Here is a 665-nt window from a genome sequence, read left to right on the forward strand (position 1 = left end):
TGTTTTTTAGTTTTTAAAGAGGGTGTTGTTGATTTTTTGCTACGTTTAGAGCTGTTTGTGTAGTCATTAAATCTACTTGTAACTGTTCTTGTACATTAGTTGGATGATAATATCCTTTATCAATCATATATTGACTTACTTGCTTATGTGTATCAATTGCATCCTGTAAATGTTGACGTAATACTTCACGAGTTTGATCAGAATTAACTTCCGTAATCGCATATGCATAGTTCCTTACAGCTGTTTTAGCTCCAAGTAATAAATCCGTTGCGATAACCTGATCAGTCATAGGTCCCATACCTGTGATATTTTGTATAAATTCATTCATCTATTTCACCTTCTTTTTATTAAGATAGTAAGTTCTTCAAGTCTTGGCAATGTTTCATGGACATGTTCACATCTTGTTGTAATAAACTTTGTAGAGCTGGATCTTGTGCTACGCCAGCCATAACAGCTGATTTAGTCATACATACATTTTTAAATGTTAACATTTCATGTAACTCATTTACTTCATGAACACCTTTTATATTAGATTCCATTTACTCATCACTCCTTTTCCATATGAATTGAAGCAAGAGAAAAGAAGAGGAGAAGGAGGAATAACACGATCATTTCAAACAAACCTTGTTATGAAAAGCTATTAGAACAGTTCCTCTTCTTGCTCT

General features: G+C 32.9%; 2 protein-coding genes. Both read right to left on the minus strand.

The features are described from left to right. Positions 1-13 precede the first annotated feature (13 nt). Positions 14-328: a spore coat protein gene (locus JDS96_RS30575; protein WP_199669103.1), complete on the minus strand. Its 315-nt coding sequence runs from the start codon at positions 326-328 to the stop codon at positions 14-16. Positions 329-347: 19 nt separating this feature from the next. After that, positions 348-539 carry a spore coat protein gene (locus JDS96_RS30580; RefSeq protein WP_199669104.1) on the minus strand — a complete coding sequence of 64 codons (192 nt, stop codon included), beginning with the start codon at positions 537-539 and terminating at the stop codon, positions 348-350. Positions 540-665: the final 126 nt, after the last annotated feature.

Origin of the sequence: Bacillus cereus group sp. N21 (genome assembly GCF_016483395.1) — a bacterium.
GTDB classification, from domain to species: Bacteria; Bacillota; Bacilli; order Bacillales; family Bacillaceae_G; genus Bacillus_A; species Bacillus_A pseudomycoides.

Coding starts and splice junctions, on each gene's coding strand:
- JDS96_RS30575 (WP_199669103.1), bottom strand. CDS start 328: ATGAATGAATTTATACAAAATATCACAGGTATGGGACCTATGACTGAT.
- JDS96_RS30580 (WP_199669104.1), bottom strand. CDS start 539: ATGGAATCTAATATAAAAGGTGTTCATGAAGTAAATGAGTTACATGAA.